This window comes from Endozoicomonas euniceicola (assembly GCF_025562755.1).
Lineage (GTDB): Bacteria > Pseudomonadota > Gammaproteobacteria > Pseudomonadales > Endozoicomonadaceae > Endozoicomonas_A > Endozoicomonas_A euniceicola.
This window is the reverse complement of the sequence record NZ_CP103300.1, coordinates 2,203,972-2,217,158: the sequence shown is the minus strand read 5'-3', so window position 1 is coordinate 2,217,158 and position 13,187 is coordinate 2,203,972. Positions and strand designations below refer to the sequence as shown.

The 13,187-nt window shown below is 51.7% G+C and carries 10 protein-coding genes; 6 read left to right on the top strand and 4 right to left on the bottom strand.

Going from position 1 to position 13,187, the window contains the following annotated elements; translation table 11 throughout:
• Nucleotides 1–135 precede the first annotated feature (135 nt).
• The 4 genes from NX720_RS08385 to queG form a co-directional block, all read right to left on the bottom strand.
• Nucleotides 136–1,269 carry an ankyrin repeat domain-containing protein gene (locus NX720_RS08385; RefSeq protein WP_262600670.1) on the bottom strand — a complete coding sequence of 378 codons (1,134 nt, stop codon included), beginning with the start codon at nt 1,267–1,269 and terminating at the stop codon, nt 136–138.
• 246 nt (nt 1,270–1,515) lie between these two features.
• Nucleotides 1,516–3,084, bottom strand: a complete 1,569-nt coding sequence (locus NX720_RS08380) for an ankyrin repeat domain-containing protein (RefSeq protein WP_262600669.1) — start codon at nt 3,082–3,084, stop codon at nt 1,516–1,518.
• Nucleotides 3,085–3,330: 246 nt separating this feature from the next.
• Complete coding sequence (locus tag NX720_RS08375; protein ID WP_262600667.1) at nt 3,331–4,293, bottom strand: ankyrin repeat domain-containing protein; 963 nt, start codon at nt 4,291–4,293, stop codon at nt 3,331–3,333.
• A 64-nt stretch (nt 4,294–4,357) separates the two neighbouring features.
• Nucleotides 4,358–5,455, bottom strand: coding sequence for a tRNA epoxyqueuosine(34) reductase QueG (gene queG, locus NX720_RS08370; protein ID WP_262601553.1), 1,098 nt, complete (start codon nt 5,453–5,455; stop codon nt 4,358–4,360).
• 123 nt (nt 5,456–5,578) lie between these two features.
• On the opposite strand from queG, the gene NX720_RS08365 reads away from it, so the two are divergent.
• The 6 genes from NX720_RS08365 (at nt 5,579) to NX720_RS08340 (ending at nt 13,162) form a co-directional block, all read left to right on the top strand.
• On the top strand, nt 5,579–7,180 hold the full coding sequence (locus tag NX720_RS08365; RefSeq protein ID WP_262600666.1) for an NAD(P)H-hydrate dehydratase: 1,602 nt from the start codon (nt 5,579–5,581) through the stop codon (nt 7,178–7,180).
• Nucleotides 7,161–7,652, top strand: a complete 492-nt coding sequence (tsaE, locus tag NX720_RS08360; protein WP_262600664.1) for a tRNA (adenosine(37)-N6)-threonylcarbamoyltransferase complex ATPase subunit type 1 TsaE — start codon at nt 7,161–7,163, stop codon at nt 7,650–7,652. Before NX720_RS08365 ends, tsaE begins: the two co-directional genes overlap by 20 nt.
• On the top strand, nt 7,643–9,070 hold the full coding sequence (locus NX720_RS08355; protein ID WP_262600663.1) for an N-acetylmuramoyl-L-alanine amidase: 1,428 nt from the start codon (nt 7,643–7,645) through the stop codon (nt 9,068–9,070). The genes tsaE and NX720_RS08355 overlap by 10 nt, the downstream gene beginning before the upstream one ends.
• 150 nt (nt 9,071–9,220) lie before the next feature.
• Entirely contained in the window at nt 9,221–10,534 is a 1,314-nt protein-coding gene (locus tag NX720_RS08350; RefSeq protein WP_262600662.1) for a hypothetical protein, read from the top strand.
• Nucleotides 10,535–10,600: 66 nt separating this feature from the next.
• Nucleotides 10,601–12,577, top strand: coding sequence for a DNA mismatch repair endonuclease MutL (mutL, locus tag NX720_RS08345; protein ID WP_262600661.1), 1,977 nt, complete (start codon nt 10,601–10,603; stop codon nt 12,575–12,577).
• A gap of 39 nt (nt 12,578–12,616) precedes the next feature.
• A complete protein-coding gene (locus NX720_RS08340; RefSeq protein WP_262600659.1) occupies nt 12,617–13,162 on the top strand; it encodes an SRPBCC family protein in 546 nt (181 codons plus the stop codon).
• Nucleotides 13,163–13,187: the final 25 nt, after the last annotated feature.

The window sequence follows — 13,187 nt, the reverse complement described above, 5'->3', positions numbered from 1 at the left end:
CAGTAATACTTACAGTTCTTTATTCATAGGTTTACTTTTTCAGGGAATGACCGGAGCAGAGTGATTTTTGATTACCTCTGCTACGCTCTGAGCCTTTGTCTTCCGGCCTTTCGTGCTTAAGTCAGTGCCATTGGGTCACAGAGCTTCAAACAAATAGTTTTTCATCGGGGTGGGCAGGGGCAGAGAGTAGATCGCCTTCTTCAGTGATTGATCAGCATTGGCCGGATTATTGATCAGCAGAGTACGAATGGCGTTACGGGCTTGTAAACACAGAGATTTTGCTTGTCCTGGCATTAAGGCATGATTTTTGGCCGCCTCGACAATCTCGACGGTCCTGCCATGTCCGTCGGAAATTGCCAGCTCATGCATTTCTGATGACAGGCTGGGCTGGGCACCGTTGGCCAGCAGGGTTTTGACGACCTCGTTATGCCCTTTGGAAGCAGCCAGATCCAGAGCTTTTTGTAACTGGCTGGGCTGGACACCGTAGGCCAGCAGGGTATTGACGATATCGAGATGTCCATTTGAGGCTGCCCACTCCAGAGCTCCTGGCGAATTGCTGGGCTTGGCACCTCTGTCCAGCAGAGCGTTGACGATATCGAGATGTCCATTTGAGGCTGCCTGCGCCAGAGCTTTTGGCGACTCGCTGGGCTTGGCACCTCTGTCCAGCAGAGCGTTGACGATATTGAGATGTCCATTTGAGGCTGCCCACTCCAGAGCTTTTGGCGAATCGCTGAGCTTGGCACCGTTTTTCAGCAGAATGTTGACTATCTCGGTATGTCCATTTAAAGCTGCCAACTCCAGAGCTTTTGGCGACTCGCTGGGCTTGGCACCGTTTTCCAGCAGAATGTTGACGATCTCGGTACGTCCATTCAAAGCTGCCGACTTCAGAGCTTTTGGCAACTCGCTGGGCTTGGCACCGTTTTCCAGCAGAATGTTGACGATCTCGGTACGTCCGTTTAAAGCTGCCGACTTCAGAGCTTTTGGCGACTCGCTGGGCTTGGCACCGTTTTTCAGCAGAATTTTGACGATCTCGGTATGTCCCCTTGCAGCTGCCTCCTCCAGAGCTTTTGGCGACTCGCTGGGCTTGGCACCGTTTTTCAGCAGAATTTTGACGATCTCGGTATGTCCCCTTGAAGCTGCCTCCTTCAGAGCTTGTGGCGAATAGTAGAGATCAACACCTCGGGACATAAAGTATTCAACGACTTGGGTATTACCGTCTCTAGTCGCATCCACCAGACCCGTTATCGAGCCGAGCTTGACAGGAACCATATAATTTCTACCTAATTGGTTTTAGAAGTGTCAGGTTTGTCACTTATTTTCAGGAAAAGTTCCTCACTGCTCAGAATGTTGCTCCAAAGCCCAAAGCACATGCTCCCGCACCAGTAATACTTACAGTTCTTTATTTATAGGTTTACTTTTTCAGGGAATGGCCGGAGCAGAGTGATTTTTGATTACCTCTGCTACGCTCTGAGCCTTTGTCTTCCGGCCTTTCGTACTTAAGTCAGTGCCATTGGGTCACAGAGCTTCAAACAAATAGTTTTTCACAGGGGTGGGCAGGGGCAGAGAGTAGATCACCTTCTTCAGTGATTGATCAGCGTTGGCCGGATTATTGATCAGCAGAGTACGAATGGCGTTACGGGCTTGTAAACACAGAGATTTTGCTTGTCCTGGCATTAAGGCATGATTTTTGGCAGTCTCGACAATCTGGACGGTCCTGCCATGTCCGTCGGACATTGCCAGCTCATGCATTTCTGATGACAGGCAGGGCTGGGCACCGTTGGCCAGCAGGGTTTTGACGACCTCGTTATGCCCATTGGAAGCAGCCAGATCCAGAGCTTTTTGTAACTGGCTGGGCTGGACACCGTAGGCCAGCAGGGTATTGACGATATCGAGATGTCCATTTAAGGCTGCCTCCTCCAGAGCTTTTGGCGAATCGCTGGGCTTGGCACCTCTGTCCAGCAGAGCGTTGACGATATCGAGAGATCCATTTAAAGCTGCCAACTCCAGAGCATTTGGCGACGCGCTGGGCTTGGCACCGTTTTCCAGCAGAATCTTGACGATCTTGCTACGTCTATTTAAAACTGCCCACTCCAGAGCATTTGGCGACTCGCTGGGCTTGGCACCGTATTCCAGCAGAATTTTGACGATCCCGGTATGTCCGTTTAAAGCTGCCTCCTCCAGAGCATTTGGCGACTCGCTGGGCTTGGCACCGTTTTCCAGCAGAATCTTGACGATATCGAGATGTCTATGTAAAGCTGCCCGCTCCAGAGCTTTTGGCGACTCGCTGGGCTTGGCACCGTTTTCCAGCAGAATCTTGACGATCTCGATATGTCCTCTTGAAGCTGCCCCCTCCAGAGCTTCTGGCGACTTGCTGGGCTTGACACCTTTGTTCAGCAAAATGTTGACGATCTTGGTACGTCCAAATTCGGCTGCAACCTCCAGTTCTTGTGATAAGTTGCCAGGCTCGGCCTCTTTGTCCAGCAGAGCGTAGAAGATATTCTTATGGTTGTTTGAGATTGCGTTCCTCATAGCTCTTGGCGACTCGCTGAGCTTGGCACCTTTTTCCAGCAGAGCGTTGACGATCTCGGTACGTCCATTTAAAGCTGCCAACTCCAGAGCTTTTGGCGACTCGCTGGGCTTGGCACCGTTTTTCAGCAGAATTTTGACGATCTCGGTATGTCCCCTTGAAGCTGCCTCCTTCAGAGCTTTTGGCGACTCGCTGGGCTTGGCACCGTTTTCCAGCAGAATGTTGACGATCTCGGTACGTCCGTTTAAAGCTGCCGACTTCAGAGCTTTTGGCGACTCGCTGGGCTTGGCACCGTTTTTCAGCAGAATTTTGACGATCTCGGTATGTCCCCTTGCAGCTGCCTCCTCCAGAGCTTTTGGCGACTCGCTGGGCTTGGCACCGTTTTTCAGCAGAATTTTGACGATCTCGGTATGTCCCCTTGAAGCTGCCTCCTTCAGAGCTTGTGGCGAATAGTAGAGATCAACACCTCGGGACATAAAGTATTCAACGACTTGGGTATTACCGTCTCTAGTCGCATCCACCAGACCCGTTATCGAGCCGAGCTTGGCAGGAACCATATAATTTCTCCCTAATTGGTTTTAGAAGTGTCAGGTTTGTCACTTATTTTCAGGAAAAGTTCCTCACTGCTCAGAATGTTGCTCCAAAGCCCAAAGCACATGCTCCCGCACCAGTAATACTTACAGTTCCTTATTTATAGGTTTACTTTTTCAGGGAATGGCCGGAGCAGAGTGATTTTTGATTACCTCTGCTACGCTCTGAGCCTTTGTCTTCCGGCCTTTCGTGCTTAAGTCAGTGCCATTGGGTCACAGAGCTTCAAACAAATAGTTTTTCATCGGGGTGGGCAGGGGCAGAGAGTAGATCACCTTCTTCAGTGATTGATCAGCGTTGGCCGGATTATTGATCAGCAGAGTACGAATGGCGTTACGGGCTTGTAAACACAGAGATTTTGTTTGTCCTGACATTAAGGCATGATTTTTGGCAGTCTCGACAATCTGGACGTTCCTGCCATGTCCGTCGGAAATTGCCAGCTTCTGCATTTCTGATGACAGGCTGGGCTGGGCACCGTTGGCCAGCAGGGTTTTGACGATCTCGTTACGTCCTATGGAAGCAGCAAAATCCAGAGCTTCTTGTAACTGGCTGGGCTGGACACCGTAGGCCAGCAGGATATTGACGATCTTGGTATGTCCTATGGAAGCAGCCTGCACTAGTGCTTTTGGCGACTCGCTGGGCCTGGCACCGTTTTCCAGCAGAATGTTGACAATATCGATATTTCCTCTAGAAACTGCCGACTCCAGAGCTTTTGGCGACTCGCTGGGCCTGGCACCGTTTTCCAGCAGAATGTTGACGATCTCGGTATGTCCGTTGGAAGCAGCCTGCACTAGTGCTTTTGGCGACTCGCTGGGCCTGGCACCGTTTTCCAGCAGGATGTTGACGATCTTGGTATGTCCGTTGGAAGCAGCCTGCGCTAGTGCTTCTGGCGACTCGCTGGGCCTGGCACCGTTTTCCAGCAGAATGTTGACGATCTCGGTATGTCCGTTGGAAGCAGCCTGCACTAGTGCTTCTGGCGACTCGCTGGGCCTGGCACCGTTTTCCAGCAGAATGTTGATGATCTCGGTATGTCCGTTGGAAGCAGCCTGCACTAGTGCTTCTGGCGACTCGCTGGGATGAATACCTCGGGACAGATTGAGTTCAACGATTTTGGTATAGCCGTATTTAGCCGCATTCTCCAGACTCTTTGCTGACGCGCCGGGCTTGAAAGGAACCATATGATTTTTCCCTAATTGGTTTTGGATGTGTCTAATTAGTCACTTATTTTCAGGAAAAGTTTCGTCACTGCTCCGTATGTTGCTCCAAAGCCCAAAGTACATGCTCCCGCACCAGTTCCGATGGATAGTCTTTTCGGGCCAGTAATGCCTGAACGACTTTATCGCTGCCAGGCGCATTGCCCAGCCCGACCGCAATGTTACGCAACCAGCACTCAAAACCTGCCCGCCGGATGGCTGAACCTGCGGTACGTTCCAGAAACTCTTCTTCTGTCCACAGAAACAGATCAGCAAGCTCCACAGAATCTAATGAGTGCCTGGGCCGAAAATCACTTTCCTGAGTCGGTTTGGCAAAACGGTTCCAGGGGCAGGCCAGCTGACAATCATCACAGCCAAAAATCCGGTTGCCCATCTTGCTGCGCAGTTCTATGGGAATGGGCCCACTGTTTTCAATGGTGAGATAGGAAATGCATTTGCGGGCGTCAATGCGGTAGGGTTCAACAATGGCACCGGTCGGGCAGTTGTCCATACAGGACGAACAGCGTCCGCAATGGTTCTTGCTGTAGGGTTCATCCACCGGCAACGGCAGATTGGTGAACAGTTCGCCCAGAAAAAAGAACGATCCGGCCTGCCGGTTGATAATCAATGAATGCTTTCCGGTCCAGCCAAGTCCCGCCAGTTGCGCCAGGGGGCGCTCCATCACCGGGGCGCTATCGACAAAAGCCCGGTAACCGTGTTCGCCAACGGCAGCTTCAATCCTTTTTCCCAGCTGGGTCAGGCGTTTGCGGATCAGCTTATGATAATCACGTCCGAGTGCATAGCGGGACACATAGGCTTTTTCTGGTTCACCAAGGATTTTTACGGTCTCTGTGTCCGCAGGCAGATAATCCATCCGTACCGAAATGATGCGAATCATACCGGGATGCAGCGATTCGGGATTGAAACGGAGGTCCTGGTTCCGCTCCATATAATCCAGGTCACCATTGAAGCCCAGGGCCAGCCACTCCTTGAAGTGTTGCTGGTCCTGTTCGGGTACTTTACCTTCAGATATGCCCACTGCCTGAAAACCCAGCTCCCGCCCCCACTGACGAATCTGGTCGGCCAGCCGGGCAAAGTCAATCTCTGCAGAAACCGGTTCAAGGTCTTGCTGGTCAGCTTGCTGCATAGATCGCTGGGTAAATTCTGGGTTAGCTGGGTTCTTTGACACGGATTCTTGGGGATATAATCAATTGAATACTATTTAGTGAATCGGAGTTAGCCGGTTCAGATCAAGTGCGGGGATATCCGTATGCGCCGTTTACCACAACAACTTTACACCGCTGAGCAGGTTCGTCAACTGGACAGACTGGCGATTGGCGGTGTTGCCGATCATCCGGGTATTGATGGTTTTGAACTGATGGGGCGAGCGGCAGACGCGGCATTCAGCCGCCTTTTACAGAGTTATCCACAGCTTGATCAGGATGCCGGAATGCAGGTGTTCTGTGGCGCAGGAAACAATGGCGGGGATGGTTATCTTATTGCGGCACTGGCTTCTGAACGTAGAATTTCTGTTTCTGTCACAGCGTTGAAGCATCCGGATGAACTGACAGGCGATGCCCGCAAGGCGTTTGAGTATTGCAGCAGCAAGGGTATCCGTATCGCTCTGTGGTGTGATGAGTCAGCGGTTACAGGTGAGATTCTGGTGGATGCCATGCTTGGCACAGGCTTGAGTGGTGAGGTTCGCGGGGACTACCGGCGGGCCATTGAAGCTTTAAACCATTCCGGCAAACCCGTTGTTGCCGTCGATATTCCGTCCGGGCTGTGTGCTGACACAGGCGCTGTTCTGGGAGCAGCAGTGCAGGCTGAACTGACGGTGACGTTTATTGGCACGAAACAGGGGCTGTTGACGGGTGATGGTCCTCAGCTATGCGGCACGTTGCACTTTACTGACCTGGACGTTCCTGCTGTTGTTTATAACCGGTTAAAACCGTCTTCTATACGGCTGGATAAGTCTGCTCTTAAAGAGCTGATGGCTCCTAGAAAACGAACAGCCCATAAAGGCGATTATGGTCATGTTCTTATCATTGGCGGTAATCATGGGATGCCGGGCGCGGTGATCATGGCGGCAGAGGCCGCCATAAGCTGCGGGGCGGGCAAGGTGACAGTAGCGACCCGGCCTGAGCACCTGCCTGCTCTTGCCATTCGCCGGCCAGAGGTAATGGCTGTGGGAGTTGGCAGCAGGGTAGATTTACAATCCTTACTGCATGACAAAACAGTCATTGTCGCAGGGCCTGGTATAGGTACTGACTCCTGGGCGTATGACCTTGTGGATGAGGCCCTGAATGCAGATGTGCCCGTCGTACTGGATGCTGATGCACTGAACCTGTTATCGGAGCATTCCCAATTGCGTCGGGCGCGAAAGTTTCCGATGATGCTTACTCCCCATCCGGGCGAAGCGGCCCGGTTGCTGAAAACGGATACCGGGTCCGTGCAGAAGGATCGTTTTGCCGCTGTCGCCAGTTTGTCTGCAACATACAATGCGTGTGTCGTTTTAAAAGGCGCTGGTAGCCTGATTCAGTATGAACAGCAAACCAGCCTGTGCTCTGCCGGAAATCCCGGTATGGCTGTGGCAGGTATGGGGGATGTGCTCAGTGGTGTTATCGGGGCGCTACTGGCGCAGAATCTACCAGTTTATGATGCAGCCAGACTGGGTGTCTGGCTGCATGCCAGTGGTGCAGATACGCTGGCATGGCAACAGGGTGAAACCGGTTTGCTGGCAACGGATACGATTCCTTTTATCCGGCAGCAGCTCAATGAGTTAACCGGTCAGGCAGTAAAAAATCGAGGAAGTATTGTCGCGGACGATGCACAAAGCTATGCAAGAAAAAGCGATGCGGAAACATGTACATAATAAGCAGGTAGACCTGCTGATCGATGATGAGGATGCCATGGTTCGGCTGGGGACTTCCCTGGCACTGGCTACTGAGGGTGAGGCAGTTATTTATCTCCACGGTGACCTGGGGGCAGGAAAAACAACACTCTGTCGGGGTATTCTGAAGCATTTTGGACACCAGGGAGCGGTTAAGAGCCCCACTTACACTTTAGTTGAACCCTATCGTATTAATGGTCAGCTTATTTATCATTTTGATTTGTACCGTCTGGCAGACCCTGAAGAACTGGAGTTTATTGGCGGGCGGGATTATTTTTCCGAAGCGGGCATCTGCCTGATTGAGTGGCCAGGCCGGGGAGTGGGCGCTCTGCCTGACGCCGATCTGGAAGTAAGGCTTGATTATAATTTACCAGGAAGAAAGGCGACCATCGTCGCAGGCACGACCAGGGGGGCAGTGATGCTGGCAAGGATGCAGGAGGGTAAATGTCAATAAAGCCAGGGATCCTTGGGCTATTACTCAACCGTTTCCGTCAATCAGGCTCTGAACCGAAGGCATTAAAAAACAGTCGTCGTCAGTTTGTTGCCACAGGTGCAAAGCTGGCACTGGGTCTGTCGTTACTGAAGGCAGAAATTGTTCTGGCGGCCAGTAAGGTGATCAGAGATATACGACTCTGGCGATCCCCTGATAAAACACGGTTGGTGTTTGACGTTTCGGGAGAAGTTTCCCACAACAGTTTTACCCTAAGCAATCCTAACCGGTTGGTGATTGATATCAAGGGAGCTTCTCGTGGCTCCTCCGTTTCTAAGCCCAGCCTGAAGAATACGCCGGTAAAAAACATACGGTATGGTGTTAAGAACAAAAACGACCTGCGGGTGGTTCTGGATCTGAATACCAGAGTAAAGCCGGAAAGCTTTCTGCTAAAGCCTTATGCCACATACGGCCATCGTCTGGTGATCGACCTGTTTGATACCGGCACAGCGGCACCGAAACCTGTTGTTCCACCGGCCATTGCCAAAGATCGGGATATCATTATTGCTATTGACCCCGGCCACGGTGGTGAAGACCCGGGAGCCATTGCCCATGGTGGTGGCTATGAAAAAGATATTGTTCTGCAGATTTCCCGTAAGCTGGCAAAACTCATTAATCGTGAACAGGGCTTTAAGGCGGTTCTGGTTCGAACCGGTGACTATTACATCCCCTTACGTCGGCGGACCGTCATTGCCCGTAATGCCGGCGCAGACTTGTTTGTGTCTGTCCATGCGGATGGCTTTACGGATCGCCGGGCTCATGGTGCTTCGGTATTTGCCCTGTCCCGCACGGGTGCTACGTCTGAAACGGCACGCTGGCTGGCAAAGAAAGAGAACTCTTCTGACCAGATAGGCGGCGAGGGCGGCATATCCCTGAATGATAAAGATGAGGTGTTGGCCAGCGTGCTGCTGGATTTGTCGATGACTTCAACATTGTCTGCCAGCCTTGAGGTGGGGGATAAAGTGTTGAGAAACATAGGCGGTATTAACCGCCTGCATAAGAAGCAGGTGGAACAGGCCGGTTTTGCGGTACTGAAGTCCCCGGATATTCCATCCATTCTTGTGGAAACCGGATTTATCACCAATCCGCAAGAGAGCCGCAAGCTGAAAACCCGAAGCCATCAGCAAGCCATGGCTCTGAAGATTCATAAGGGGCTAACCCATTACTTCTACAAAAAACCGCCAGTCGATACATTAGTGGCTCGACTGAAACGCGAAGGGCGCATTAACATCCGACCCGATCAGTACGTCATCCAGGCCGGTGATACGTTGTCAGAAATTGCCCAGCGTTTTGATGTGAGCCTGAACTCTCTCAAACGCGCTAACCAGATCAGCAGTGCCAGTCGTATCCGTACCGGCCAGGTGCTGGTGATTCCCAATTAAGCGTTGAAAATAATCGTTACTGTATGGGATATAGCTGCCGGATTCTCCGGCAGCTATATCCCTTCCATCCACCCAATGCAGCTTTATGGGCATGAAGCGTAAAAAAGTATCTATATTATCGGTTCCTTCTCCTGCAACCGGATATCCTCCATGCAAAGATGTCGCTGGTCGATTTTATGGATCAGGGTGAGCTTGCTTTGTTTTATTCTTTTTACTGTCATGCCTCCCATGTTGCAGGCGACAGAATATTTCAGCAGAGTTTCTCTGGCAGGCAGAGAAATAGAAAGTACAGGTAGTGTTTATATCCTGACAAACAGGCGACTGAATGAAGGCTGGCTGCAGGAACACGCAGGGATAAACGTACGTCAAGTTTCGCCCGGAACTATGCGAACCAATAATTTTCCCTATTTCACTTTCAATGGTGGCGCAGGACTAATGGACTTGGATTACACCGAATACAGCTGCCACTTAATAGACATCATTCGAGCCATTCTTCTGGTTGGGGCTGATGGTCACTTTCGCCCACGAACAATATCGGCGGCCTCTGAGCCCCTGAGAGAAGGGCAGCTGGATTTATTTATTGAGGTAAACCAGCTGGACCAGCTGGGAGAACGTTTGTCTTCCGCAGGAGCGTGGGTGGGAGCGTTACGCCGTCAAAGAGTAATAACGGGCTGGCAATTCATGGGACTTGTTTTTCGTGATGAAGGCAGGGTTTATATCAGGATCAGGGTTACAACAGAGAGTCAGGCCACTGTTTTTAACTCCTTCAGAAGTAATTATCCCCGGCAGCTAATCCGCTACCTGCGAGTGGGAGGAGTAGCGGAGTATATTCCTGCATCAGTAAGTGACCCGGTTTATAATGCGTTTGATATTTCTGAAGTTAGTACCTGTTACGCTGATATAGTCCGCACTGAACTGGGCTCTCGGGGTCTGCTCTCCATAAGGCCGGGGCAAGGGGTTAACCCTGGTGACTATCAGGCTGGCTCTTATATTGTTCGTTTTAATATTGGGTCAGCTGCTGACCTCTATTCATATCAATGGGCTGGGCGTATTTCGAATTTTTTATCTTCTGCCAATGAAAATCATCCGCATATCGCCTGGGATTTTGTGCGGATAGACGGCAGGCGGCTTTCAGTAAATGCTCCGCCTCTGGTGCTGACATTCAGAATGACGGTTTATGGAAATTTCGATGATCCAGAGTCTGTATTGTTATCCACTTTTGCAGGAAGAGAGTATGCCTCAGATATCAGACCCTGGGACACCATAAATGTCATCTGGGTGCAAGGTGAAAGACCACCAGGCTGTATGGCTGGAATTTCACGGCGAGCCTTGCGATTATTTAACAGACGAAACCGTACAGAAAATGCTGATCCTGCTGAAACAGACCGGCTGTTAACCAATCCGAACAGGAATACCGTTCGCAGGGGTGTCATTCTATTGCCGGGAAACTGTCAAACGAATTAACCTTTTTTGCCGTGTTCGTCGGTCATTTTCTGAAGACTTTGATTTAATCCGGAATAACACTGAAACATGAAGCCAATCCGCCTGCTGGACAACCGCCTTGCCAACCAGATCGCTGCCGGAGAGGTGGTTGAACGCCCGGCCTCCGTTGTTAAAGAGTTGCTGGAAAACAGTCTGGACGCAGGTGCAAAACGGGTAACGGTTGAAGTGGAGAGTGGTGGCGTGAAGCTGATCCGTATCCGCGATGACGGTCACGGGATTGGTAAAAATGATCTTGCGCTGGCATTGTCCCGCCATGCCACCAGTAAAATCTCTGAACTGGAAGATCTGGAAGGCGTGGCAACCCTGGGTTTTCGTGGTGAAGCCCTGGCCTCCATCAGTTCTGTTGCAAGGCTGACGCTGACATCGAATTCAGAGGGGCAGGAGTCCGGCTGGCAGGTTCGTACCGAAGGACGGGATATGGATGCCATTGTAAACCCGGCTCCGCATCCTGTTGGCACCACGCTGGAAGTCAAAGACCTGTTTTTCAATACACCGGCCCGGCGTAAATTTCTACGTACTGAAAAAACCGAATTTTCTCATTTGGAAGAAGTGGTAAAGCGTCTGGCACTGTCCCGCTTTGATGTGGGTTTTACCCTGCGGCATAACCAGCGTAGCATTCACCAGCTGCGTCCGGCGACCACTCAGGCCGAGAAAGACCGGCGGGTTGCTTCGTTGTGCAGCCCTAAATTCATTGAGAATGCTGTTATTGTGGATGTTGAGGCATCGGGTCTGAAGCTCTGGGGCTGGGTTGGGCTGCCAACCTTCTCCCGTTCCAGCGCCGACTTGCAGTATTTCTTCGTCAACGGTCGTGTGATCAGGGATAAGCTGGTCGCTCATGCGGTTCGACAGGCTTACCGTGATGTGCTGTACAGCGGTCGTCACCCAACGTTTGTTCTGTACCTTGAGCTGGACCCGTCCATGGTCGATGTCAATGTGCACCCGACCAAGCACGAAGTCCGTTTTCGTGACGGGCGAACCGTGCATAACTTTCTGTTCAGTACTTTGCACCGGGCTCTGGGAGAAGTAACACCCGATGCGCAACTGCCTCCCTCCACCTTGACCCAGACCCAACCACAGGCGACTGGCGTCGAAGCGGGAGAGTTTCAGAGACAGGAGAATATCTCCCTGACAACCGCCCCCAAACCTTCCGGGCAGGCAGGCTTTGCTTCCACTGGCTCATCGGCAGGGGGCGGAGGCTTTAACCGGACTATTGAACGCGCGCCAGATTCGGCGCAAATCCAGAAGCATCTACAGGCTTACAGCGAGCTGTATTCTGCTGCTGCAACCCCTGCGGCAGTGAGTGCATCATCCCGGCCCGCTGCGGTAGGTGAGTCAGCTGTGCCGGATTACGTGCCTGCTGCAACCCGTCCAGCCGTTACCGATGTCAATGACCCTCTGCCTGCGTCTGATGCCCCGGGTATGCCGCCACTGGGTTTTGCCGTGGCGCAGCTGAAAGGTATTTATATCCTGTCTGAAAATGAACAGGGCATGGTGCTGGTGGATATGCACGCCGCCCATGAGCGCATCACTTATGAACGCATGAAGGTCGCCTGGCATGCTGATGGCATAAAAGCTCAACCCTTACTGGTGCCAAAATCTATAGCGGTCAGTGACCGGGAAGCTGACACTGCCGAAGAGTTTACGGGTTACTTTGAAAAGCTGGGGTTAGCGCTTGAACGCATGGGGCCGGAAACGCTGCTGGTGCGTCAGGTGCCGGTCATGTTGCAGAATGCCGACGTGGATAAGCTGGTGCGTGATGTGCTGGCTGACCTGTCACAGCATGGTGATAGTGACCGGGTTGAATCCCAGATCAATGAAATCCTTGCCACCATGGCCTGCCATGGCTCGGTAAGGGCGAATCGTCGTTTATCTATCGAGGAGATGAATGCGCTACTGCGAGACATGGAGCAGACGGAACGCAGTGGTCAGTGTAACCATGGACGCCCAACCTGGACTATGCTGACAATGGATCAGCTGGATAAGCTGTTTTTGCGGGGACGATAACTTTCAACAGCGCATTTAATAGCCAAAGGGACTCAACGGATGAAAAAGGCCTGTGCGTTTTTTTTACTCATTGTGATGTTGTTATTCCTATCAGTGCCGGAAAACAATCCACGTATCCGGCTGCAGTCCCAGTCACTGATTCGTGAGCCAGTCGCTGAAGTGTGGCAACAGCTGTCTGACTTGCCGCAGGTACAACACTACGTTCCGTTTGTTAACGACAGTGAGATCACGACGGATCAGAAAACGGGCGAAGGTGTTCAGCGTATTGCCTGGCTGGAAAACCAGGGGACAGTACAGGAACAAGTGATTGAGTGGGATGATGGACAGGGCTATGTGCTCCGGCTTAACGACGTTTCGTTTTTTCTCCCGTTTCACGACATGGAAACACGTTATCGTATTGAACCGGATGATGAGCAGGGACTGCAAACGGGTTTGGCGATTACCCTCACTGTTCGCCCCCGCTTTGGATTGCTGGGGAAGTGGCTTCTGACTCCATGGATTACGCCTCGCCTCCAGCAGCAGCTGGATGAGCTGGCTGATGGGGTGAAGTATTGTCTTGAGACAGGATTGTCAGTATCTGAATGAACCTGTTAATACTATCTGGATCGAA

Excerpts from the sequence above, each read along its gene's own strand:
- NX720_RS08385 (WP_262600670.1), bottom strand. The coding sequence starts at position 1,269 with ATGGTTCCTGTCAAGCTCGGCTCGATAACGGGTCTGGTGGATGCGACT.
- NX720_RS08380 (WP_262600669.1), bottom strand. The coding sequence starts at position 3,084 with ATGGTTCCTGCCAAGCTCGGCTCGATAACGGGTCTGGTGGATGCGACT.
- NX720_RS08375 (WP_262600667.1), bottom strand. The coding sequence starts at position 4,293 with ATGGTTCCTTTCAAGCCCGGCGCGTCAGCAAAGAGTCTGGAGAATGCG.
- queG (WP_262601553.1), bottom strand. The coding sequence starts at position 5,455 with ATGCAGCAAGCTGACCAGCAAGACCTTGAACCGGTTTCTGCAGAGATT.
- NX720_RS08365 (WP_262600666.1), top strand. The coding sequence starts at position 5,579 with ATGCGCCGTTTACCACAACAACTTTACACCGCTGAGCAGGTTCGTCAA.
- tsaE (WP_262600664.1), top strand. The coding sequence starts at position 7,161 with ATGCGGAAACATGTACATAATAAGCAGGTAGACCTGCTGATCGATGAT.
- NX720_RS08355 (WP_262600663.1), top strand. The coding sequence starts at position 7,643 with ATGTCAATAAAGCCAGGGATCCTTGGGCTATTACTCAACCGTTTCCGT.
- NX720_RS08350 (WP_262600662.1), top strand. The coding sequence starts at position 9,221 with ATGCAAAGATGTCGCTGGTCGATTTTATGGATCAGGGTGAGCTTGCTT.
- mutL (WP_262600661.1), top strand. The coding sequence starts at position 10,601 with ATGAAGCCAATCCGCCTGCTGGACAACCGCCTTGCCAACCAGATCGCT.
- NX720_RS08340 (WP_262600659.1), top strand. The coding sequence starts at position 12,617 with ATGAAAAAGGCCTGTGCGTTTTTTTTACTCATTGTGATGTTGTTATTC.